The sequence below is a fragment of the Streptomyces sp. NPDC004542 genome, assembly GCF_040610035.1.
Lineage (GTDB): Bacteria > Actinomycetota > Actinomycetes > Streptomycetales > Streptomycetaceae > Streptomyces.
The window spans coordinates 122,453-143,163 of record NZ_JBEXLP010000005.1 but is presented as its reverse complement, the minus strand read 5'-3'; the positions used below and the strand labels follow the sequence as shown (position 1 = coordinate 143,163).

Below are 20,711 nucleotides of genomic sequence, written 5' to 3'. Positions count from 1 at the left end.
AAGCATCTGCATACGGTCAGGAGCGGCTGGGTGACGAGTACGGACATGCGGAACGAAGCGGATGACCCGGGACCCAGCGGCTACGCGGCGGCCCGGCTGCGCCTCCTCGGTGAGGGGGCGCGGTCCGGGCCGCCGCGCCGTGCCGCCCTCGCCGAGCTGACCGACGACTGGCTGTCGGGGCTGTTCACCGCGGCGTCCGGCGGACTCAGGGGCGTCTCCCTCGTCGCCGTCGGCGGGTACGGGCGCGCCGAGCTGTCCCCGCGCAGCGACCTGGACCTGCTCCTGCTGCACGACGGCGCCGACACCGAGGCGGTGGCCGCCCTCGCCGACCGGCTCTGGTACCCGGTCTGGGACCTCGGGCTCGCCCTCGACCACTCCGTGCGCACCCCGGCCGAGGCCCGCAGGACGGCCGGCGAGGACCTCAAGGTCCAGCTCGGCCTGCTCGACGCCCGCCACCTCGCCGGTGACCTCGGCCTCACCGCCGGGCTGCGCACGACAGTGCTCGCCGACTGGCGCAACCAGGCGCCGAAACGTCTCCCCGAGCTCCAGGAACTGTGCGCCGAGCGCGCGGAACGCCAGGGCGAACTGCAGTACCTGCTGGAGCCCGACCTCAAGGAGGCGAGGGGCGGTCTGCGCGACGCCACCGCCCTGCGCGCGGTCGCCGCCTCCTGGCTGGCCGACGCCCCGCGCGAGGGCCTCGCGGACGCCCGGCGGCGCCTGCTGGACGTACGGGACGCCCTGCACCTGGCCACGGGCCGGGCCACCGACCGGCTGGCGCTTCAGGAGCAGGACCAGGTGGCCGCCGAGCTCGGGCTGCTCGACGCCGACACCCTGCTGCGCCAGGTGTACGAGGCCGCACGGATCATCTCGTACGCGAGCGACGTCACCTGGCGCGAAGTGGGACGCGTGCTGCGGGCGCGCGCCGTGCGGCCGCGGCTGCGCGCCATCCTGGGCGGTGGCAAGCCGGTCGCCGAGCGGTCTCCGCTGGCCGAGGGGGTCGTGGAACAGGACGGCGAGGTGGTGCTCGCCCGCGCCGCGCGCCCCGAACGCGACCCCGTGCTCCCGCTGCGTGCCGCGGCCGCCGCCGCCCAGGCCGGCCTCCCGCTCTCCCTGCACGCGGTACGGCGCATGGCCGCCCAGGCGCGCCCGCTGCCCACGCCCTGGCCCGCCGAGGCACGCGAGCAGCTGGTCACCCTGCTCGGCTCCGGCCGCCCGACGGTCGAGGTCTGGGAGGCACTGGAGGCGGAAGGCCTGATCACCCGGCTCCTGCCCGACTGGGAGCGGGTCCGCTGCCGTCCGCAGCGCAACGCCGTGCACATCTGGACCGTCGACCGGCACCTGATCGAGACCGCCGTCCGCGCCTCCGAGATGGCCCGCCGCGTCAGCCGCCCCGACCTGCTCCTCGTCGCCGCGCTGCTGCACGACATCGGCAAGGGCTGGCCGGGGGACCACTGCGTGGCCGGCGAGATCATCGCCAAGGACGTCGCGACCCGGATCGGCTTCGACCGCACCGACGTGGCCGTGCTGTCCGCCCTCGTACGCCACCATCTCCTGCTGGTCGAGACCGCCACCCGGCGCGACCTGGAGGACCCGGCCACCGTCCGCTCGGTCGCCGACGCCGTCGGCACCCAGAGCACGCTGGAACTGCTGCACGCGCTCACCGAGGCCGACGCGCTGGCCACCGGTCCGGCCGCCTGGTCCTCCTGGCGCGGTTCCCTCGTCGCCGACCTGGTCAAGCGGGTCTGTGCCGTCCTCGCCGGGGACGCCCCCGACGAACCCGAGGCCGCCGCGCCCACCGCCGAGCAGGAGCGGCTCGCCGTCGAGGCCTTCCGCACCGGCGGGCCGGTCCTCGCACTGCGCGCCCAGACCGAGCCGCCGGGCGAGGAACCGCCCGGCGAACCCGAGCCCCTCGGCGTGGAGCTCCTGATCGCGGTGCCGGACCAGCCCGGCGTCCTGCCCGCCGTAGCCGGCGTCCTCGCCATGCACCGCCTGACCGTCCGCACCGCGGAACTGCGCGCCCTGGAGCTGCCCGACGGCTTCGCGGAGGGCTCGGTGCTGCTGCTGAACTGGCGGGTGGCCGCGGAGTACGGCTCCCTGCCCCAGGCGGCCCGGCTGCGCGCCGATCTCGTACGGGCCCTCGACGGCACCCTCGGCATCGCCACCCGCCTGGCCGAACGCGACGCCGCCTACCCCCGCCGCCGCGGCTGGGTGGCCCCGCCCCCGCGGGTCACGGTCGCCCCGGCCGCCTCCCACCACGCCACGGTGATCGAGGTCCGCGCCCAGGACGCCCCGGGACTGCTCTTCCGGATCGGGCGGGCGCTGGAGGAGGCGGGCGTGCGGGTGCGCAGCGCGCATGTGTCGACCCTGGGGTCCAACGCCGTCGACGCCTTCTACGTCACCGCGCCCAAGGGGGCGCCCCTGCCGGGAGAGGAGGCGGCCTCGGTGGCGCGGATGCTGGAGGACACGCTGCGGGCGTGACCCGGCGGGCGTGTCGTACGTTCACCGGCCGTGGCCCCCGTCGTTGCGGGGATGATCCGGGCCGGCCTTCCGAGGCGGCACGCCTCCCCGCCGCCGCGGGGTTCCGTCTTCGCCCGCCGAATCCGGCGGGCGAGGACGAGTTTCCTGCGCGGCCGGATACCCTTGAAGACGCTCAGACCGCCCCCGACTCCGAGGACCGAAGCCGCCGTGTTCGATACTCTCTCCGACCGCCTCAGCGCGACTTTCAAAAACCTCCGCGGCAAAGGCAGGCTGAGCGAGGCGGACATCGACGCCACGGCCCGCGAGATCCGCATCGCGCTCCTCGAAGCCGACGTGGCCCTGCCCGTCGTCCGCACGTTCATCAAGAACGTCAAGGAGCGTGCCCTCGGCGTCGAGGTCTCCCGCGCGCTGAACCCGGCCCAGCAAGTCCTCAAGATCGTCAACGATGAGTTGATCACGATCTTGGGTGGTGAGACCCGGCGCCTGCGTTTCGCCAAGCAGCCGCCCACCGTGATCATGCTCGCCGGCCTCCAGGGTGCCGGTAAGACCACGCTCGCGGGCAAGCTCGGCAAGTGGCTGAAGGAGCAGGGCCACTCGCCCCTGCTGGTCGCCGCCGACCTCCAGCGGCCGAACGCCGTGAACCAGCTCAGCGTGGTCGCCGAGCGGGCCGGCGTCGCGGTGTACGCGCCGGAGCCGGGCAACGGTGTCGGCGATCCGGTGAAGGTCGCCGAGGACTCCATCGAGCACGCCCGGCAGAAGGTCCACGACATCGTGATCGTGGACACCGCCGGCCGCCTGGGCATCGACCAGGAGATGATGCAGCAGGCCGCGGACATCCGGGACGCCGTAAGCCCTGACGAGATCCTCTTCGTCGTCGACGCCATGATCGGTCAGGACGCGGTCAACACCGCGGAGGCCTTCCGGGACGGCGTCGGCTTCGACGGCGTGGTGCTCTCCAAGCTCGACGGCGACGCCCGCGGTGGTGCGGCCCTGTCGATCCGCCAGATCACCGGCAAGCCGATCATGTTCGCCTCGAACGGCGAGAAGCTCGAGGACTTCGACGCCTTCCACCCGGACCGGATGGCCTCCCGCATCCTCGACATGGGTGACCTGCTCACCCTGATCGAGCAGGCGGAGAAGACGTTCAGCCAGGAAGAGGCCGAGAAGATGGCCTCCAAGCTGGCGTCCAAGAAGGGCCAGGACTTCACCCTGGACGACTTCCTGGCCCAGATGGAGCAGGTCAGGAAGATGGGCAGCATCAGCAAGCTGCTCGGCATGCTGCCCGGCATGGGCCAGATCAAGGACCAGATCAACAACATCGACGAGCGGGACGTGGACCGCACGGCCGCGATCATCAAGTCGATGACCCCGGGCGAGCGCCAGGACCCGACGATCATCAACGGCTCGCGCCGCGCCCGTATCGCCAAGGGTTCCGGAGTCGAGGTCAGCGCGGTGAAGAACCTCGTCGAGCGGTTCTTCGAGGCCCGCAAGATGATGTCCCGCATGGCCCAGGGCGGCGGCATGCCGGGCATGCCGGGGATCCCGGGCATGGGCGGCGGCCCCGGCCGGGCCAGGAAGCAGCCGAAGAAGGCCAAGGGCAAGCAGCGCTCCGGCAACCCGATGAAGCGCAAGGAGCAGGAGCAGCAGGCGGCCGCCCGTCGCGCCGCCGGCGCCCCGGGCGCGGGCGCCTTCGGCCTGCCGGGCCAGCAGGCCGGGCAGGACTTCGAACTGCCCGACGAGTTCAAGAAGTTCATGGGCTGACACACGTTCATGGGCTGACCCGCGCCCACGCCGTACGGCACCGAGGGCGCCCCTCCCCCGGAGGAGGCGCCCTCAGCACGTGCCATGGCCCGCTGTGTGCCGTAACGTCCAGATATGAGCAATGCCGCGCCACCCCCCAGGGCCCCCGACCGCCCGTGGCGCACCGAGGGCACACCGGACGAGACGCCGCGGCGGCCCGGTGGCAGAAGACCGCGTGGTCGGTGGTGGGGACTGGCCGTCACCGCGGTCGTCGTCTTCCTGCTGGCGTACGTGGGGCTGAACTACCTCGGCCAGGGCAACGAGCCGACGATCTCGTACACGGAGTTCAGCCGGCAGGTCGGCGCGGGCAACGTCGCCAAGATCTACTCCAAGGGCGACGCGATCCAGGGGCAGCTCAAGAGCGCCCGGGGCAACCCCGAGGGCGGCGGGCAGTACACCACGTTCAGGACGCAGCGCCCGGCCTTCGCGAACGACAACCTCTGGCAGAGCCTGAGCCGGCACGGCGTCACGGTGACCGCACAGCCGGTGGTGCAGCAGCGCAGCCTGCTGTCCAACCTGCTGCTCTCCCTCGCGCCGCTGGTGGTGCTGGCCGCGGTGTGGATCTTCTTCGCACGGCGGCTGGGGGCGGGCGGCCTGGGGGGCGCCGGGGGCATGCTCGGCCGCAAGACACCGCCCAAGCCGGTCGAACTCCGGCCCGGCACCCAGCGCACCACGTTCGCCGACGTGGCCGGCATCGACGAGGTCAAGGGCGAGCTGGACGACGTCGTCGACTTCCTGGAGCACCCGGACGTCTACCGCAGGATGGGCGCGAAGATGCCGCGCGGCGTGCTCCTCGCGGGACCGCCCGGCACCGGCAAGACCCTGCTGGCGCGGGCCGTGGCGGGTGAGGCGGGCGTGCCGTTCTTCTCCGCCTCCGCCTCGGAGTTCATCGAGATGATCGTGGGAGTCGGCGCCTCCCGCGTCCGCGAGCTGTTCGGCGAGGCGCGCAAGGTGGCCCCGTCGATCATCTTCATCGACGAGATCGACACCATCGGGCGGGCCCGGGGCGCCGGCGCCTCGGTGAGCGGCCACGACGAGCGCGAGCAGACGCTGAACCAGATCCTCACCGAGATGGACGGCTTCTCCGGATCGGAGGGCGTGGTCGTCATCGCGGCGACGAACCGCGCCGACATCCTGGACCCGGCGCTCACCCGGCCCGGCCGCTTCGACCGGGTGGTCAACGTCTCCCCGCCGGACCGCGGGGGACGCGAGGCCATCCTGCGGATCCACACCCGCGGGATACCGCTCGCCCCGGACGTGGACCTGGCCCAGGTGGCCCGCACCACACCGGGCATGACGGGTGCGGATCTGGCCAATCTCGCCAACGAGGCCGCCCTGCTCGCGGTCAAGCGCAAGCAGGAACAGGTGACGCAGCCGGACCTGTCCGAGGCCCTGGAGAAGGTGCAGCTGGGCGCCGAACGCACCCTGATCATGCCCGAGGAGGACCGCCGCCGCACCGCCTACCACGAGAGCGGCCACGCCCTGCTGGGCATGCTGCAACCCGGCGCCGACCCCGTCCGCAAGGTCACCATCGTGCCGCGCGGACGGGCGCTCGGAGTGACCATGTCGACCCCCGAGGTGGAGCGGTACGCGCACTCCGAGGAGTACCTGCGCGGCCGCATCATCGGCGCCCTGGGCGGTATGGCGGCGGAAGAGGTGGTCTACGGGGTCGTCACCACGGGGGCGGAGAGCGACCTCGAACAGGTCACCAACATCGCGCGCGGGATGGTGGCCCGCTGGGGGATGAGCGAGCGCGTCGGCCGCCTCTCCGCCCTCCCGAGCGACGCCCAGCAGGCGTACGGGCTCGCCGCCGCCCCGCACACCCTCGACGTGATCGACGGCGAGATGCGGCGGATCGTCGACGAGTGCTACGAGGAGGCGTGCCGGAAGCTGCTCGACCACCGCGGGCGGCTGGACGCCCTCGCCCAGGCGCTGCTGGAGCACGAGACGCTGGAGGAGGCGGACGCCTACCGGATCGCCGGGATCACCCGCCTGGCGAAGGACGAGTGACGACATGGCGATCGTCGAAGGGCTATCGCCGAAGGACGGGCGGGCGAAGCACGGGTGGCGAAGGACGGGCGACGGGGGCCGGGTGGCGAAGGACGGGCGACGGGAGCCGGCCTAGGGGACGCGGGCGATCAGGTACCGGAAGATGTTCGGCATCCACACGGTGCCGTCCCCCCGCCGGTACGGGTGCAGCGCCTCCGCCAGTTCCTTGTCCACCCGCTCCCGGTCCGTCGCGGCGATCACGCTGTCGAGCAGGCCCGTCGACATGAGGCCGCGGGCGGCGCTGTCGAGGTCGGCGTATCCGAAGGGGCAGGCGACCCGGCCCGAGCCGTCCGGCTTCAGCCCGGCCCGCTGGGCGACCTCCTCGAGGTCGTCGCGCAGGGCGGGGAGCCAGCGGGCCGGCCGGGTGACCGCCCGCAGCACCGTCGCCGTGGCGCAGCGCTCCGGCGGGCCCCAGCCGGCCAGCACCACGGGCGTCCCGCGCGCGCAGAGCGGGCTCGCCGCGGCCAGCAGTTCGCCCAGGTCCGCGGAGCCGGTCGCCAGGGAGCCCACGGGGTCCAAGGCGGTGACGAGGTTGTAGGCGGGGGCGTCCGCGTCGGCCGCGTCCCGGAGCGAGCCGGCGACGATCCGGGTGCGGGCACGCGCGCGCGTGGTCCAGCCGTCCGGCTGCAGGCGTTGCCGTGCGAGGGCGAGCCGTTCGGGGGAGGAGTCGACACCGACGACCACGGCCCCTCTGGAGGCGGCCATCAGCAGGGCGAGTCCGGAGCCGCAGCCCAGGCCCAGCAGCCGTGTGCCCGGGCCCACTTCAAGTCGCTCGTAGACGGCCTCGTAGAGCGGGACCAGCATCCGCTCCTGAATCTCGGACCAGTCACGCGCGCGTGCGCACGGGTTCACATGGGGTGCCGGCCCCGCGTGCAACAGGTGTTGTCGCACGAGCGTAGGTGTCATAGGTAAGCGCCCCCATCCGCAGAGAGTTGCCGCTGTGCCCGGTTGCGTGGCCCCCGTGCCGTGCGCTCGCACTTTCCACGTATGTCAGGTAACTCCCGGCTCGCGGTGTCGTCCAGTGCCGGTGGGCCCCTCCTTGTGCCTTCCCTGCGCCAGTGGCGAGAATTCACATCCTCGCAACGTGAGCCCGTAGCATCTCGCCATGGCCAAGGCACCCGTTCTCACGCCGCGGGCGGACGACTTCCCGCGGTGGTACCAGGATCTGATCAACAAGGCCGAACTGGCCGACAACGGTCCGGTGCGCGGCACCATGGTCATCCGACCGTACGGGTACGGGCTGTGGGAGCGGACGCAGGCGGAGATGGACGCCCGCATCAAGGGCACGGGCGCCCAGAACGCGTACTTCCCGCTGCTCATCCCGCAGTCGTACCTCACCAGGGAGGCCGACCACGTCGAGGGGTTCGCGCCCGAACTCGCGGTGGTCACGCACGGCGGCGGCAAGGAGCTCGAGGAGCCGGCGGTGGTCCGGCCGACCTCCGAGATGATCATCAACCCCGGCGCGTCCTCGTCGTCCGGCACCGACCCGTCCTCGGCGACCGGACACCGTACGGTCACCGCGTGCTCGGCCAGTTCGGCCTCGCCTTTCGCGCCGAGCGCCGCCCACGGGATGAGGCCCTTCCGGCGGGAGAGCGACCGAAACGTCTCTTGCGCCGCCGCGGATCACGGGCGGCCCGGAGCGGGGACATCATGGACGAACCGGGTCGTACGTCAGGCTACGCACCGGCTTGGGCGGAGCTGTGCTGCTTCTCCGCAGATCAGCGCACCCGCCCTCGTCAGGACGCATCAGCGGCAACTGACGGGTACGTGCAAATTATTTGGGATGCCCCGGAATCGGAACACAGCGGCACCCCGGCTCGTTGTCATTACGTGAGCACGACACAGACACCACCTGTTCTCGCCGCAGAGCTGGCACAGGCGTGGGCCGACATTCAGCGGTACCACCCCGAGCTGCCGGACCTTGCCGCGCCAGAGTCCCTGATCGGAGAGTCGTCGTCCGCCTGCGGTCACGAGCTCTCCTTCGAGCGACTGCTGCACGAAGCAGTCCACGGCATCGCCGCCGCGCGCGGAATCCGCGACACCTCCCGCGCCGGCCGCTACCACAACCGCCGATTCCTCGCGATCGCCGAGGAGCTGGGCCTGGACCACCCCGACGAGCCGCACCCCAGCAGCGGTTTCTCGCTGGTCACGCTCAACCCCGAGGCGAAGCGGCGCTATCGGCCCACCATCGAGCGCCTGCAGCGCGCCCTGAAGGCCCACACGGCGGCCACATCCGCCGACACTGCCCGTACGTTCCGCGGTCCGGCCGCCCGTCACGGCTCCTCCGGCGGCGGCGTCCGCGTCAAGGCGGTCTGCGACTGCGGCCGCAACGTCCGGGTGGTGCCCTCGGTCCTGGCCCAGGCCCCGATCGTGTGCGGCGGCTGCGGCAAGCCGTTCCGGATCCCCGAGGTCGTGGGGGTCGCGGCGGGCTGAGGCCACGGCTGCTCGTGGCAGCCGTGACCCGGCCCTCGCGCCGGACGAGCACCCGACGTACCTCACCTCCGCGCCGGGTGCCGCTCTGGCATGCCCGGGCGCACCCTCCCCCCTCGGCCGAGAGCGACCCGCCGGGTATGGCACAATGGCTAGCTGTACTCGACAGCCGCACAGGACCCCTCTCTCCTCCGGCTGACGCGTCCGTCGGGCACTCGGGTACCGCAACCCCACGCGGCAGTTCCGCCGTGCCCAACCACGTCAAATCCAGGAGAACCCACTCCCGTGGCAGTCAAGATCAAGCTGAAGCGTCTGGGCAAGATCCGTTCGCCTCACTACCGCATCGTCGTCGCCGACTCCCGTACCCGCCGTGACGGCCGGGCCATCGAGGAGATCGGCAAGTACCACCCGACCTACAACCCGTCGGTCATCGAGGTGGACGCCGACCGCGTGGCGTACTGGCTGGGTGTCGGCGCGCAGCCGACCGAGCCCGTGCTCGCCATCCTGAAGAAGACCGGCGACTGGCAGAAGTTCAAGGGCGAGCCCGCCCCGGCGCCGCTGCTCGTCGCCGAGCCGAAGGCCACGCGTCCGTCGTTCGAGGCTCTCGGTGGTGACGACGAGGGCAAGGGTGAGGCGATCACCCAGAAGAAGAAGGCTGAGAAGAAGGACGAGGCCGCGGCTGAGTCCGAGTCGACCGAGGCCTGAGCAGCATGCTCGAAGAGGCGCTTGAGCACCTCGTGAAGGGCATCGTCGACAACCCTGACGATGTGCAGGTCGCCTCGCGCGACCTGCGTCGCGGGCGCGTGCTCGAGGTCCGGGTGCACCCCGACGACCTCGGCAAGGTGATCGGCCGCAACGGCCGCACCGCGCGAGCCCTGCGCACCGTCGTGGGTGCCATCGGCGGCCGCGGTGTCCGCGTCGACCTCGTCGACGTGGACCACGTCCGCTGACGTTTCGCAGCACCGGCTCGGGCCGGGGAGGGCCTTCGGGCCGTCCCCGGCCCGCAGTCGTATGAGCCGTCCGCCGGCTCGTCGTTCCGACAGGAGAGCAAGCACAGTGCAGCTGGTAGTCGCACGGATCGGCCGCGCCCACGGCATCAAGGGCGAGGTCACCGTCGAGGTCCGTACCGACGAGCCGGAACTCCGGCTCGGACCCGGTGCCGTACTGACCACGGACCCCGCCTCCGCGGGGCCGCTCACCATCGCGGCCGGCCGGGTGCACAGCGGCCGGCTCCTCCTGCGCTTCGAGGGCGTCGCCGACCGCAACGCCGCCGAGGCGCTGCGCAACACCCTCCTGATCGCCGAGGTCGATCCGGAGGAGCTCCCCGAGGAGGAGGACGAGTACTACGACCACCAGCTCATCGACCTCGACGTGGTGACCGAGGACGGGACGGAGGTCGGCCGGATCACCGAGATCTCGCACCTGCCGACACAGGACCTGTTCATCGTGGAGCGCCCGGACGGGACCGAGGTCATGATCCCGTTCGTCGCGGAGATCGTCACCGAGATCGACCTGGAGGAGCAGCGCGCGGTCATCGCACCGCCCCCGGGGCTGATCGACGACCGCGCGGAGATCGCCTCGTCGCGGGAAGAGGCGTAATGCGCCTCGACGTCGTCACGATCTTCCCCGAGTACCTGGAACCGCTGAACGTCTCCCTCGTCGGCAAGGCACGCGCGCGTGGGCAGCTGGACGTGCGGATCCACGACCTGCGTGCGTGGACGTACGACCGCCACAACACGGTCGACGACACGCCGTACGGCGGCGGCCCCGGCATGGTCATGAAGACCGAGCCCTGGGGCGACGCCCTCGACTCCGTCCTGGCCGACGGCTACGAGACGGGCTCCCGCGCCCCCGCGCTGATCGTCCCCACCCCCAGCGGCCGCCCCTTCACCCAGGAGCTGGCCGTCGAACTGTCCGAACGCCCCTGGCTGGTCTTCACCCCGGCCCGCTACGAGGGCATCGACCGGCGCGTCATCGACGAGTACGCCACCCGGATGCCGGTGTACGAGGTGTCCATCGGCGACTACGTCCTGGCCGGCGGCGAGGCGGCCGTACTCGTCGTCACGGAGGCCGTGGCACGGCTGCTGCCCGGCGTCCTCGGCAACGCCGAGTCCCATCGGGACGACTCCTTCGCGCCCGGCGCGATGGCGAGCCTCCTGGAGGGCCCCGTCTACACCAAGCCGCCCCTGTGGCGCGGCCGCGACATCCCGGACGTGCTGCTCAGCGGCCACCACGGCAGGATCGCTCGCTGGCGCCGGGACGAGGCCCTGCGGCGTACGACGGCGAACCGGCCCGACCTCATCGAGCGCTGCGATCCCAAGGCCTTCGACAAGAAGGACCGCGAGATGCTCTCCATCCTGGGCTGGTCCCCGGACCCGGACGGCGAGCCGTACGGCCGATTTTGGCGCAGGACAGCAGGCGTGGAAGAATAGGCCGCTGTTGTGCGTCCGTCCGGCGCGCGCCCCTGCCACAGGGGGAGACGACGCCCGCCCCGACCGCGCAGCACCCCCTGTGAACACCTAGCTCCCGTTGATGACCTGTGGCATCAGCGAAGAAAGCAGACGAAATGTCTCACCTGCTCGACACCGTCGACTCCGCGTCGCTGCGCAGCGACATCCCGGCCTTCCGCCCGGGTGACACCGTCAACGTCCACGTCCGCGTCATCGAGGGCAACCGCTCCCGTGTGCAGCAGTTCAAGGGCGTTGTGATCCGCCGCCAGGGCTCCGGTGTCCGCGAGACCTTCACGGTCCGCAAGGTCTCCTTCTCCGTCGGCGTCGAGCGCACCTTCCCGGTGCACACCCCGATCGTGGAGAAGATCGAGCTCGTCACCCGCGGTGACGTGCGCCGCGCCAAGCTGTACTACCTGCGCGAGCTGCGCGGCAAGGCCGCGAAGATCAAGGAGAAGCGCGAGAGCTGAGCGCCTCCCGGACGTCACAGCGAGGCCGGATAGCATCTGGCCCCGATGGACACCGAAGCACAGCCCGCCGAGCGCGACCGCTCCTCCCGCCCCGAAGACACCAGGGGTACGGAGGGACGGTCGCGCTTCGCGTTGGTGTCGCGGATCACCGACCGGCTGCCGGGCGGGTGGCTCAGCCTCACCGTCTTCGTCTGCCTGGTGTTTTTGCTCGTCCTCAACGCTTTCGTGGTCCAGCCATTCCAGATTCCCAGCGGATCCATGGAACAGGGATTGAGGATCGGGGACCGCGTTCTCGTAAACAAGTTGGCATACCGTTTCGGTGCCCAGCCGCGGCGCGGCGATGTGGTTGTGTTCGACGGCACCGGGTATTTCGGGGACGGCGACTACGTCAAGCGCGTTGTAGGTGTGGGGGGAGACCACGTTGTCTGCTGCGACAAGGAGGGGCGGATCCAAGTGAACGGCCGGTCGGTCGACGAGACGGCGTTCCTCTACCCCGGGGACGGCCCGTCCGCCGTCCCCTTCGACGTCGCGGTGCCCGACGGCACGCTCTTCCTCCTCGGCGACCACCGCAGTGACTCCCGCGACTCCCGTGACCACCTGGGCTCGCCCGGCGGGGGCATGGTTCCCGTCGGGGAGGTGATCGGCCGGGCCGACTGGATCGTGTGGCCGTCCGGCCGTCTCAGCCACCTGAAGCGTCCCGCCGCCTACGCGCGCGTGCCCGCCGCGGAGGGCGCCCATGGGTAACCGCGGCAAACCGCGCGGTGTGCCCAGCGGCCCCGCCGACAACCTGCTGCCCACCGGCTCCCGCCGCGCCGCCGCTCCGTCCGGCGGGCGCACGCGCGCGGAGCGGCGCAAGCTGCAGCGCAAGGTCAAGCGCAAGCGCAGGCGCAACGCCGTCCGGGAGATCCCCCTCCTGGTCGGCGTGGCCGTGCTGATAGCGCTCGTGCTCAAGACCTTCCTCGTCCAGGCGTTCGTGATCCCCTCGGGCTCCATGGAGCAGACGATCCAGATCGGCGACCGCGTCCTGGTCGACAAGTTCACCCCGTGGTTCGGCTCCAAGCCGCAGCGCGGCGACGTCGTCGTGTTCCACGATCCGGGCGGCTGGCTCAAGGACGAGCAGACCTCCTCGACCAAGGACGACCCCATCGTCGTCAAACAGGTCAAGGAGGGCCTCACCTTCATCGGCCTGCTCCCCTCCTCCAACGAGAAGGACCTGATCAAGCGGGTCATCGCGGTCGGCGGCGACCACGTCAAGTGCTGTGATGCCCAGGGCCGGGTGACCGTCAACGGTGTGCCCCTGACCGAACAGGACTACCTGTACCCGGGCAACGCCCCCTCCCTGATGCAGTTCGACATCACCGTCCCCAAGGGGCGGCTGTGGGTCATGGGCGACCACCGGGGCAACTCGGCCGACTCCCGTTACCACCAGAACACGCCGTACAAGGGGACCGTCTCCGAGGACTCGGTGGTGGGCCGGGCCATGTGGATCGGCTGGCCCCTCGGCCACTGGACGCGCCTGGAGGAACCAAAAACCTTCTCCGGTGTCTCCGACCCCGTGTCGGGGGTGGCTGCGGCTCCTCCGCTGTCGCATAGGGTTGCTCACGACGGTCCGAAGGCAATGACCAAGCTCCCGACCCCTGCGGAACTCCCGCTCGTTATGGGAGTGGTGGGCCTGCACCGGCTATGGGGCAGGCGGCGGCAGAGAGTGAGGAGTTGGCGTGGGGGATGTAGCGGTTGGCTCGCGGTTCGGGCACGACGGCGAGGAGCATCGCGAGCAACCCGTGGAAGACAATGTCCCCGCCGCGGACGGCGCGATGACCTCCGGGAACGCCTCTGGAGCGGACGGGGACGGTACGGCATCGCCCTCGGGGTCGAATGGCGACGGCACGGCGTCCGGAGGCCCGTCCCAGCCGAACGAGGACGGCGGCGGGCCGGGCGGCTCGGCGCCCCGGCCGAACAAGCCCCGCTCCTTCTGGAAGGAGCTGCCGATCCTGATCGGCATTGCGCTGGTGCTGGCACTGCTGATCAAGACCTTCCTCGTGCAGGCGTTCTCGATCCCGTCCGACTCGATGCAGAACACCCTCCAGCAGGGTGACCGCGTCCTGGTCGACAAGCTGACCCCGTGGTTCGGCTCCGAGCCGGAACGCGGTGAGGTCGTTGTCTTCCACGACCCCGGCAACTGGCTGAGGGGTGAGCCGACGCCCGAACAGAATGTCGTCCAGAAAGCGCTCAGCTGGATCGGCCTGATGCCGTCGGCGGAGGAGAAGGACCTGATCAAGCGCGTGATCGGGGTCGGTGGAGACACGGTCGAGTGCCAGGGGACCGGTCCTCTGACGGTCAACGGCAAGGCGCTGAACGAGCCGTACGTCTACCCCGGCAACACACCCTGCACCGACGACGACTCGGGCGGCCGGTTCAAGGTCAAGGTGCCCAAGGGCTACCTCTGGGTCATGGGCGACCACCGGCAGGACTCGCGTGACTCGCGCTACAACCAGGACGAGTACCACGGCATGGTCCCGGTCAAGGACGTCGTCGGACGCGCCATCGTGAAGGCCTGGCCGATCAACCGCTGGGGCACGCTGCCCGTGCCCGACACCTTCGACCAGAGCGGGCTGAACCCCTGACGCGCCCGCCGCCGCGCACGGCGGGGCCCCGGGGGCGGACGGAGAGGTCTTGGGTCCAAGGGGTCGTCGCCACACCACTTGGTTCCAGGTGGTGAGTAGATCACGAAGACGCTCGGCCGGGGTATCCCGGCCGAGCGTCTTGCGTGGGCGGCGATTGGGGCTACTGGGGCTCCTGGAGCTGCGGTACGGCCTGACGCCCAGGGCCGGGAAGAGGGGGCTGCCCCTGTTCGGTACCGCCGGGTAGGGTGCGGGTCCATGGGTGGCGAGAGCGCGACGCGTACGGTCCCGCACAGCGGCGGGAGCACAGGAGCGGCAGAGGTGGGCAGCCGGCTCGGGCAGCGGCTGTCCGGAGCGGTCGTGGCGCTGGGCCTGGTGCTGTTCCTCGGAGGGTTCGCCTGGGTGGCGCTGGTCTACCGGCCGTACACGGTGCCCACCAGTTCGATGGCGCCGACGATCGACGCGGGGGACCGGGTGCTCGCTCAGCGCGTCGACGGCGGTGAGCTCCGGCGCGGCGACGTCGTGGTCTTCGTCGACAAGACCTGGGTGACGAACTCCAAGGTGGTCAAGCGCGTGGTCGCGGTCGGCGGCGACACCGTCTCCTGCTGCACCGACGGCAAGCTGACCGTCAACGGCAAGCAGATCGACGAGCCCTACCTGCCCAGGGGCAGCCTGGCCGAGACCAAGGACTTCCCCACCGTGAAGGTGCCGCAGGGCCGGCTCTTCCTCCTCGGCGACGAGCGCCAGGGCTCCCTGGACTCCACCGCCCACCTCGCCGACGCGGCCGGCGGCACGGTCGCCCGCAGCGCCGTCTCCGCCCGCGTCGACGCCGTCGTCTGGCCCATGAACGGCATGCTCAAGCGCCCCACCGGCTTCGAGGCCCTCGGGGACATCTCCCGGCCCGGCCCGCTGCGCACGATCGTCCTGCTGATCGGCGGCGGCGCCGTGCTCATCCTGGGCGGAGCGGCCTACGGCCCGGTCGCCAAGCGGCTGGGGGGCCGCTCCCGGGCCCGCACGGAGCCCGTCGGTGCCCGCTGAGACCGCGCAGCCGGGCTCGGAATCCCCCGACGCCTCCCTGCGCAAGGTGTCCCGGGTGATCCTGCTCGACCCCGACGACCGCATCCTGCTCCTGCACGGTCACGAGCCGGACGACCCGGCCGACGACTGGTGGTTCACCCCCGGCGGCGGACTGGAGGACGGTGAGACGCGCGAAGAGGCCGCGCTCAGGGAACTCGCCGAGGAGACCGGCATCACCGAGGTCGAACTCGGCCCGGTGCTGTGGCGGCGCGTGTGCTCCTTCCCGTTCGCCGGCCGCCGCTGGGACCAGGACGAGTGGTACTACCTGGCCCGTACGTCCCAGACCGCGACCCGCGCGGCGGCCCTCACCGAACTGGAGCGGCGCAGCGTCGTGGGAGCACGCTGGTGGACGTGCCGGGAACTGACCCGGGCACATGAGACGGTGTATCCGACCAGACTCGCCGAGCTCCTTCGCAGGCTGCTCGACGAAGGTCCCCCGGCCAGGCCCGTGACCCTTGCCCCGGAAATCGTCTAGGGGCCCGCGGGACTGGCGCACAATGGTGGGATCGCACGGCTGAAGGGGAACATGCCATGAGCGCCGAGGACCTCGAGAAGTACGAGACCGAGATGGAGCTGAAGCTCTACCGGGAGTACCGCGATGTCGTCGGTCTGTTCAAATACGTGATCGAGACCGAACGGCGCTTCTATCTCACCAACGACTACGAGATGCAGGTGCACTCGGTCCAGGGTGAGGTTTTCTTCGAGGTGTCCATGGCGGACGCCTGGGTCTGGGACATGTATCGACCGGCCCGCTTCGTGAAGCAGGTCCGCGTGCTCACGTTCAAGGACGTGAACATCGAGGAGCTCAACAAGAGTGACCTGGAGCTCCCGGGCGGGTGACGGAGTTGTCCACAGTCGCGAACTCGTCCACCAAGATCCAATAGCTGGCGGAGCCGCCCTCATCGTTGGCACCGAAAGGTGGTGCCGACATGAGGACACGCAACGCACAACGCAGTGCGACGGGCAAGTACGGCGAGGACCTGGCCGCGCGGCGGCTGGGCGAGGCCGGCCTGACCGTCCTGGAGCGCAACTGGCGCTGCGGCAGGACGGGAGAGATCGACATCGTGGCCAGGGACGGAGACGTCCTGGTCGTCTGCGAGGTGAAGACCCGCCGGAACGCCGCCTTCGAGCACCCCTCGGCCGCGGTCACACCGGCCAAGGCCGAGCGCCTGCGCGCACTGGCCGAGCGCTGGGCGCAGGCGCACGGGGGCGCCCCACCGGGAGGCGTCCGCATCGACCTCGTCGGCGTGCTGCTCCCCGACCGCGGGGCACCCGTGGTCGAGCACGTACGGGGAGTGGCCTGACATGGGATTCGCGCGTACGTGCTCCGTGGCGCTGGTGGGCGTCGACGGCGTGGTGGTCGAGGTGCAGGCCGACCTGGAACCGGGCGTCGCGGCGTTCACCCTGGTCGGCCTGCCCGACAAGAGCCTGACGGAGAGCCGGGACCGGGTGCGGGCGGCGGTCGTCAACTCCGGCGGCGAGTGGCCGCAGAAGAAACTCACGGTGGGCCTCAGCCCGGCCTCGGTGCCCAAGGCCGGCAGCGGCTTCGACCTGGCCGTCGCCTGCGCGGTGCTCGGCGCCGCCGAGCGGATCGACCCCCGGGTCCTCTCCGACATCGTGATGATCGGGGAACTGGGACTGGACGGCCGCGTCCGCCCGGTCCGGGGCATCCTGCCCGCCGTGCTGGCCGCGGCCGACGCCGGGTACGAGCAGGTGGTCGTCCCGGAGTGTGCCGCCGCGGAGGCCTCCCTGGTGCCCGGTGTCTCGGTGCTCGGCATCCGCAGCCTGCGGCAGCTGATCGCCGTCCTGGCGGACGAACCCGTACCCGAGGAGGCCCCGGAGGACCCGGGACGCCCCGACCCCCTCCTGGCCGGACTGCGCGTGCCCGGCACCTCGGCGGCCACCGGGATGCACGGCATCGGCGCCGACCGGCACGAGCCCGGTCACGACCTCGCCGACGTCGTGGGCCAGACCTCGGCGCGCACGGCGCTGGAGGTGGCCGCGGCCGGCGGACACCACCTGTTCCTGGAGGGACCGCCCGGCGCGGGCAAGACCATGCTCGCCGAGCGGCTGCCCGCCGTCCTGCCCCGGCTCGGCCGGCAGGACTCACTGGAGGTGACGGCCGTGCACTCGGTGGCCGGACTCCTGCCGCCGGGCAAACCCCTCATCGACGTCGCCCCCTACTGCGCCCCGCACCACTCGGCCACCATGCAGTCCCTCGTCGGCGGCGGTCCGGGCATGGCCAGGCCCGGTGCCGTCTCGCTCGCCCACCGGGGAGTGCTCTTCCTCGACGAGGCGCCGGAGTTCCACGGCCACACCCTCGACGCGCTGCGGCAGCCCCTCGAGTCCGGGCACGTCGTGATCGCACGCAGCGCGGGCGTGGTGCGGTTCCCGGCGAGATTCCTGATGGTGCTCGCGGCCAACCCCTGCCCCTGCGGACGTTTCTCGCGGCGCGACACGCTGTGCGAATGCCCGCCCTGGGCGATCCGCCGCTATCAGGCCCGGCTCTCCGGCCCGCTGCTCGACCGGGTCGACCTGCGGGTCGAGGTCGACCCCGTCACCAGGGCCGAGCTGACCGAGCCCGGCGCGCGCGGCGAGTCCACGGCCACGGTCGCCGACCGGATCCGGGCGGCCAGGGAACGGGCCGCCGTGCGCCTGGCCGGAACCCCGTGGCGGACCAACAGCGAGGTCCCGGGCCGGGAGCTGCGCAGCCGCTGGCGGGCGGCGGGCGGCGCCATGGACGATGCCGAACGGAGCCTGGAGCGGGGCGTGCTGACCGCCCGCGGGATCGACCGTGTGCTGCGGGTCGCCTGGACGGTGGCGGACCTCGTCGGCCACGACCGGCCCGACGCCGCGGACGTCGCCCTGGCCCTGCAACTGCGCACGGGCGTGCCGCGGGGCGTGCCGATGGCCATCGGAGCGCCGACGTGAGCCCGGCGGACGATCCGCACGGCGCGCGGCTGTGCCGGGTCTTCCTCTCCCGGGTCCTGGAACCCGGCGACGAGACCGGTGGCCGCTGGGTGCGGGAGTACGGGGTGCGAGAGGTCGCCCGGCGGCTGCGGGAGGGCGGTGAGCCGCTGCCGGGAGTGAGCGGCACGCGCTGGGCGGGGCTGCGGGCCCGTGCCGGGCGGGCCGGGCCCGAGCGGGACCTCGAGGTCGCTCAGGCGGCCGGCGTGCGCTTCGTGTGCCCCGGGGACACCGAGTGGCCGGCCCAGCTCGACGACCTCCAGGACGCCCGGCCCCTGGGGCTGTGGGTGCGCGGCCCGGCCGGCCTGCGAATGTGGGCGCTCAGATCGGTCGCCGTCGTGGGCGCCCGGGCTTGCACCGAGTACGGCGCGCATGCGGCGGCCACGCTCTCCGCCGGGCTCGCCGAACGCGGCTGGGTGGTGGTCTCCGGTGGCGCCTACGGTGTCGACGGCGCCGCCCACCGGGGCGCGCTCGGCGCGGGCGGCGCCACCGTCGCCGTCCTGGCCTGCGGCGTCGACCGGCCCTACCCGCGCGGACACGCCCGGCTGATCGGCAGGATCGCGGAACAGGGGCTCGTGATCGGCGAGCTGCCGCCCGGTGACCATCCGACGCCGAGCCGGTTCATCCTGCGCAACCGGGTGATCGCGGCGCTGACCAGGGGCACCGTGGTCGTGGAAGCCGCCTACCGCAGCGGAGCCCTGGTCACGGCGCGGGCGGCGCAGCGCCTGGGGCGGCTCACCATGGGCGTGCCCGGGCCCGTCACCAGCGCCCTCTCGGCGGGGGTGCACGAGCTGCTGCGCGGGGAGGCGGTGCTCGTCACCGACGCGGCGGAGGTCGTCGAGCTGGTCGGGGACATCGGCGAGCTGGCCCCGGTGCGGCGCGGCCCGGTACTCCCGCGCGACCTGCTGGAGCCCGGCGCCCGGCGTGTCCTCGCCGCGCTGCCCGCCCACCGGCCGGCCCCGCCCGGGGAGATCGCGTGCGGCGCGCAGACCACGCGGGACGAGGCGATCGCCAGGCTGTACGAACTCCGGGCACTTGGTTACGTCGAACGACACGGCGATGGCTGGAAGTTGACACGCCAGGCGATCTCTCCGGTCGAGGACGGTCCCCCTCGATGTTGACCGAGCGTGTTCGTCCGTCCGGGGGAATCCCCGACGCCCTTGGGTTTCCGCGGAGTTGGCGCACTCCATCGGTCACCCAGAGCGAGGTGTCCGGTGTACCGGGAGGCGTCACCGCGGGTGCCCCCACGGGGGGTGAGGCTCGCTGTTCGCGCACCGCGACACCTCAGTCACGCTACGCTCACGAAGACTCCTGCGCAGACCACTGCAACTCGACACCAGACCGGCACCTCACCCAGTCAGCCCTTCCTTCACCACTCCACTCGGTAACAGCACTTCACGGCACTTCACGGCAGAACGGCACAAGGCGACGAATGCCCCAGCACACCTCCGGGTCCGACCGGGCGGCGATCCCTCCAGCCGCCCGCGACGGTGGCAGCGTGCGGCCGCCCGCTCCCTCGACGCTCGACGAGCTGTGGCGGTCCTACAAGGCGACGGGGGACGAGCGGTTGCGGGAGCAGCTGATCCTGCACTACTCGCCGCTGGTGAAATACGTGGCGGGGCGGGTGAGCGTCGGTCTGCCGCCCAATGTGGAGCAGGCCGACTTCGTGTCCTCGGGGGTCTTCGGGCTGATCGACGCGATCGAGAAGTTCGACATCGACCGGGAGATCAAGTTCGAGACGTACGCGATCACCCGGATCCGCGGCGCCATGATCGACGAACTGCGCGCCCTGGACTGGATCCCTCGGTCGGTGCGGCAGAAGGCGCGGAACGTCGAACGGGCGTACGCCACGCTGGAGGCACGGCTCAGACGCACCCCCACCGAGCCGGAGGTGGCCGCAGAGCTGGGCATCGAGGTGGACGAACTCCACGCGGTCTTCAGCCAGTTGTCGCTGGCCAACGTGGTGGCGCTGGAGGAGATGCTGCACGCCGGGGGCGAGGGCGGCGAGCGGCTGAGCCTGATGGACACGCTGGAGGACACCGCCGCGGACAACCCGGTGGAGGTGGCCGAGGACCGGGAGCTGCGACGGTTCCTGGCGCGGGCGATCAACACGCTGCCCGAGCGGGAGAAGACCGTGGTCACGCTGTACTACTACGAGGGGCTCACGCTCGCCGAGATCGGCAACGTGCTCGGGGTCACCGAGAGCCGCGTCAGCCAGATCCACACCAAGTCGGTACTGCAGTTGCGGGCGAAGCTGGCGAGCTTCGGGCGCTAGGGCCTGTCTGACAATTCCCGTCGTCGCCCGGAGCGCGGCAGACGGGAATTGTCAGACAGGCCCTAGGCAGACCCCGCGACGCCGGATGATCCACATG

19 protein-coding genes and 2 pseudogenes are annotated in these 20,711 nt (G+C 71.8%); 20 read left to right on the top strand and 1 reads right to left on the bottom strand.

Annotated elements, in window-relative coordinates; translation table 11 throughout:
• The first annotated feature begins 30 nt into the window (after nucleotides 1–30).
• From ABZX30_RS05170 to ftsH, 3 genes are all read left to right on the top strand, one after another.
• Nucleotides 31–2,478: a [protein-PII] uridylyltransferase gene (locus ABZX30_RS05170; RefSeq protein ID WP_355929010.1), complete on the top strand. Its 2,448-nt coding sequence runs from the start codon at nucleotides 31–33 to the stop codon at nucleotides 2,476–2,478.
• Between the two features lie 207 nt (nucleotides 2,479–2,685).
• Nucleotides 2,686–4,239 carry a signal recognition particle protein gene (gene ffh / locus ABZX30_RS05165; protein WP_355929007.1) on the top strand — a complete coding sequence of 518 codons (1,554 nt, stop codon included), beginning with the start codon at nucleotides 2,686–2,688 and terminating at the stop codon, nucleotides 4,237–4,239.
• Nucleotides 4,240–4,353: 114 nt separating this feature from the next.
• A complete protein-coding gene (gene ftsH, locus ABZX30_RS05160; protein WP_355929004.1) occupies nucleotides 4,354–6,288 on the top strand; it encodes an ATP-dependent zinc metalloprotease FtsH in 1,935 nt (644 codons plus the stop codon).
• 111 nt (nucleotides 6,289–6,399) lie between these two features.
• Here ftsH and ABZX30_RS05155 read toward each other — a convergent pair whose 3' ends face one another.
• On the bottom strand, nucleotides 6,400–7,233 hold the full coding sequence (locus ABZX30_RS05155; RefSeq protein WP_355929002.1) for a methyltransferase domain-containing protein: 834 nt from the start codon (nucleotides 7,231–7,233) through the stop codon (nucleotides 6,400–6,402).
• Between the two features lie 199 nt (nucleotides 7,234–7,432).
• Between ABZX30_RS05155 and ABZX30_RS05150 the strand changes: the two are divergent.
• From ABZX30_RS05150 to whiG, 17 genes and pseudogenes are all read left to right on the top strand, one after another.
• Nucleotides 7,433–7,783, top strand: a pseudogene (locus tag ABZX30_RS05150) (proline--tRNA ligase); the annotation flags it as partial.
• A 374-nt stretch (nucleotides 7,784–8,157) separates the two neighbouring features.
• Entirely contained in the window at nucleotides 8,158–8,760 is a 603-nt protein-coding gene (locus ABZX30_RS05145) for a hypothetical protein (protein ID WP_355928999.1), read from the top strand.
• A 282-nt stretch (nucleotides 8,761–9,042) separates the two neighbouring features.
• Nucleotides 9,043–9,462, top strand: a complete 420-nt coding sequence (rpsP, locus tag ABZX30_RS05140; RefSeq protein ID WP_020942484.1) for a 30S ribosomal protein S16 — start codon at nucleotides 9,043–9,045, stop codon at nucleotides 9,460–9,462.
• Between the two features lie 5 nt (nucleotides 9,463–9,467).
• Nucleotides 9,468–9,707: an RNA-binding protein gene (locus ABZX30_RS05135; protein ID WP_005479813.1), complete on the top strand. Its 240-nt coding sequence runs from the start codon at nucleotides 9,468–9,470 to the stop codon at nucleotides 9,705–9,707.
• Between the two features lie 106 nt (nucleotides 9,708–9,813).
• Nucleotides 9,814–10,356, top strand: coding sequence for a ribosome maturation factor RimM (rimM, locus tag ABZX30_RS05130; protein WP_355928997.1), 543 nt, complete (start codon nucleotides 9,814–9,816; stop codon nucleotides 10,354–10,356).
• Nucleotides 10,356–11,189: a tRNA (guanosine(37)-N1)-methyltransferase TrmD gene (trmD, locus tag ABZX30_RS05125; RefSeq protein ID WP_355928995.1), complete on the top strand. Its 834-nt coding sequence runs from the start codon at nucleotides 10,356–10,358 to the stop codon at nucleotides 11,187–11,189. The genes rimM and trmD overlap by 1 nt, the downstream gene beginning before the upstream one ends.
• A 134-nt stretch (nucleotides 11,190–11,323) precedes the next feature.
• The gene (gene rplS, locus ABZX30_RS05120) at nucleotides 11,324–11,674 is read left to right on the top strand and encodes a 50S ribosomal protein L19 (protein ID WP_061925786.1); all 351 of its coding nucleotides are present in this window, start codon (nucleotides 11,324–11,326) and stop codon (nucleotides 11,672–11,674) included.
• Nucleotides 11,675–11,719: 45 nt separating this feature from the next.
• The gene (gene lepB / locus ABZX30_RS05115) at nucleotides 11,720–12,418 is read left to right on the top strand and encodes a signal peptidase I (RefSeq protein ID WP_355928994.1); all 699 of its coding nucleotides are present in this window, start codon (nucleotides 11,720–11,722) and stop codon (nucleotides 12,416–12,418) included.
• Nucleotides 12,411–13,502 (top strand): annotated as a pseudogene (gene lepB / locus ABZX30_RS05110) (signal peptidase I); the annotation flags it as partial. The gene lepB (ABZX30_RS05115) and the pseudogene lepB (ABZX30_RS05110), both read left to right, overlap by 8 nt.
• Complete coding sequence (gene lepB / locus ABZX30_RS05105) at nucleotides 13,393–14,298, top strand: signal peptidase I (RefSeq protein WP_355928991.1); 906 nt, start codon at nucleotides 13,393–13,395, stop codon at nucleotides 14,296–14,298. The pseudogene lepB (ABZX30_RS05110) and the gene lepB (ABZX30_RS05105), both read left to right, overlap by 110 nt.
• Before the next feature lie 255 nt (nucleotides 14,299–14,553).
• Nucleotides 14,554–15,333, top strand: a complete 780-nt coding sequence (lepB, locus tag ABZX30_RS05100) for a signal peptidase I (protein WP_355928988.1) — start codon at nucleotides 14,554–14,556, stop codon at nucleotides 15,331–15,333.
• Entirely contained in the window at nucleotides 15,323–15,847 is a 525-nt protein-coding gene (locus ABZX30_RS05095; RefSeq protein ID WP_355928985.1) for an NUDIX hydrolase, read from the top strand. The genes lepB (ABZX30_RS05100) and ABZX30_RS05095 overlap by 11 nt, the downstream gene beginning before the upstream one ends.
• A 56-nt stretch (nucleotides 15,848–15,903) precedes the next feature.
• A complete protein-coding gene (locus tag ABZX30_RS05090) occupies nucleotides 15,904–16,212 on the top strand; it encodes a DUF2469 domain-containing protein (RefSeq protein ID WP_003965949.1) in 309 nt (102 codons plus the stop codon).
• A gap of 89 nt (nucleotides 16,213–16,301) precedes the next feature.
• Nucleotides 16,302–16,676 carry a YraN family protein gene (locus ABZX30_RS05085; RefSeq protein WP_355928983.1) on the top strand — a complete coding sequence of 125 codons (375 nt, stop codon included), beginning with the start codon at nucleotides 16,302–16,304 and terminating at the stop codon, nucleotides 16,674–16,676.
• Between the two features lies 1 nt (nucleotide 16,677).
• Nucleotides 16,678–18,303, top strand: a complete 1,626-nt coding sequence (locus ABZX30_RS05080) for a YifB family Mg chelatase-like AAA ATPase (protein WP_355928981.1) — start codon at nucleotides 16,678–16,680, stop codon at nucleotides 18,301–18,303.
• Nucleotides 18,300–19,460: a DNA-processing protein DprA gene (gene dprA / locus ABZX30_RS05075; RefSeq protein WP_355928979.1), complete on the top strand. Its 1,161-nt coding sequence runs from the start codon at nucleotides 18,300–18,302 to the stop codon at nucleotides 19,458–19,460. Before ABZX30_RS05080 ends, dprA begins: the two co-directional genes overlap by 4 nt.
• 311 nt (nucleotides 19,461–19,771) lie before the next feature.
• Nucleotides 19,772–20,614, top strand: a complete 843-nt coding sequence (whiG, locus tag ABZX30_RS05070) for an RNA polymerase sigma factor WhiG (protein WP_355928976.1) — start codon at nucleotides 19,772–19,774, stop codon at nucleotides 20,612–20,614.
• Nucleotides 20,615–20,711: the final 97 nt, after the last annotated feature.